This is a genomic window from Aeromonas sp. 62-46, assembly GCF_001898585.1.
In the GTDB taxonomy this organism is placed as follows: domain Bacteria; phylum Pseudomonadota; class Gammaproteobacteria; order Enterobacterales; family Aeromonadaceae; genus Aeromonas; species Aeromonas caviae.
This window is the reverse complement of sequence record NZ_MKUI01000044.1, coordinates 1-1,420: the sequence shown is the minus strand read 5'-3', so window position 1 is coordinate 1,420 and position 1,420 is coordinate 1. Positions and strand designations below refer to the sequence as shown.

At 66.1% G+C, this 1,420-nt stretch carries 2 protein-coding genes; both read left to right on the top strand.

The window, feature by feature from the left end; all coding sequences use genetic code 11:
• The coding region (locus BGO64_RS13575) for a baseplate assembly protein (protein WP_286700841.1) at positions 1-876 on the top strand (876 nt) is incomplete at its 5' end.
• A gap of 10 nt (positions 877-886) precedes the next feature.
• A complete protein-coding gene (locus BGO64_RS13570) occupies positions 887-1,288 on the top strand; it encodes a hypothetical protein (RefSeq protein ID WP_286700840.1) in 402 nt (133 codons plus the stop codon).
• Positions 1,289-1,420 lie beyond the last annotated feature (132 nt).

The following is a 1,420-nucleotide window of genomic DNA, read 5'->3' as shown; positions in this document are numbered from 1 at the left end:
AACGTGGATTTGACCCAGCTCCCGCCGCCCTCGGTGGTGGAGCCCCTCGACTTTGAGACCATCCTGGCCGAGCGCAAGGCCACCCTGGTGAGCTACTACCCGGCAGACCAGCAAGCCGCCATCGCCGCCACCCTGGAACTCGAATCCGAGCCGCTCAACAAGCTGCTGCAAGAGAACGCCTATCGGGAGGTGGTGCTGCGGGCCCGCATCAACGATGCCGCCAAGCAGACCCTGCTCGCCTTTGCCAGCGGCACCACCCTCGACCATCTGGTCGCCGAGTACAACATCGCCCGCCTGCTGGTCACCCCGGGGGATCCGGCGGCCAATCCGCCTGTCGATCCGATCTATGAATCGGATGACCGCCTGCGCCTGCGCGGCCAGATGGCGTTTGAGGGGCTGACCACCGCCGGGCCAGTCAATGCCTACAAGTTTCACGCCCTGTCAGCCAGCGCCGAGGTGGCGGATGTGGCCGTCGACAGCCCCTCGCCGGGTACCGTGCGGGTGACCCTGCTCTCCCCTGCCGGCCAACCCAGTGCCGACACCCTCAATCGGGTCAGCCAGGCGCTTTCGGCCGATGATGTGCGCCCCCTGTGCGATCTGGTGGCCGTCGAGCCCTCCCAGATCAAGCCCTATGCCGTCGATGCCACCCTCAACGCCACCGGCCTTGGCAAGGAGCAGGCCATTGCAGCGGCCACCGCTGCCATGAACCAGACCGCTGCCGCTTATTACCGGGTCGGGGCCACCGTCCCGCTCTCGGCCATCTATGCCGCCCTGCACCAGCCGGGGATCGATAGCGTCACCCTGCGCGCACCGCTGACAGATGTCACCTGCACGGCGCAGCAGGCCGCCAAACTCACCACCCTCCACCTCGATTAAGGACCAGACCATGGCAAACGCCCTCTATGACAAAGGCCGCGAGAAGTTTCTCACCGGCGCCATCAACGCCAGTGCCGACACCCTCAAGTGCGCGCTGATCAAAGACACCTACGCCCCCACCCTGGGCAGCGACGAGTTTTTCAGCACGCTTTCGTCCCACGTGGTCGGCACCCCGCAGACACTGACCAGCAAGACGGTCACCGGCGGCGTGCTGGACGCCGCCGACGTCACTTTCAGCGCCGTACCCACGGCGGCGGTGAAGTATTGCGCCATCTATAAAGACACCGGCAGCGCCGCGACCAGCCCGCTGATCGCCCTGTTCGACACGGCGGCGGGCCTGCCGGTCAGCACCAACGGCGGCGACATCATCATCACCTGGGACAACGGCGCCAATAAGATCTTCAAACTCTGATGGCAACCCTCTATCCCGTCTGGCGCGGGTCACTGACCTATCACGACGGCCCCCTGTCATTCGACGGGGCGGCGATCTACCGGGGCACCCTGCAGGGTGACGATGACCCCGCGCCGGTCGCCATTGCCGGGG

Coding starts and splice junctions, on each gene's coding strand:
- BGO64_RS13570 (WP_286700840.1), top strand. CDS start 887: ATGGCAAACGCCCTCTATGACAAAGGCCGCGAGAAGTTTCTCACCGGC.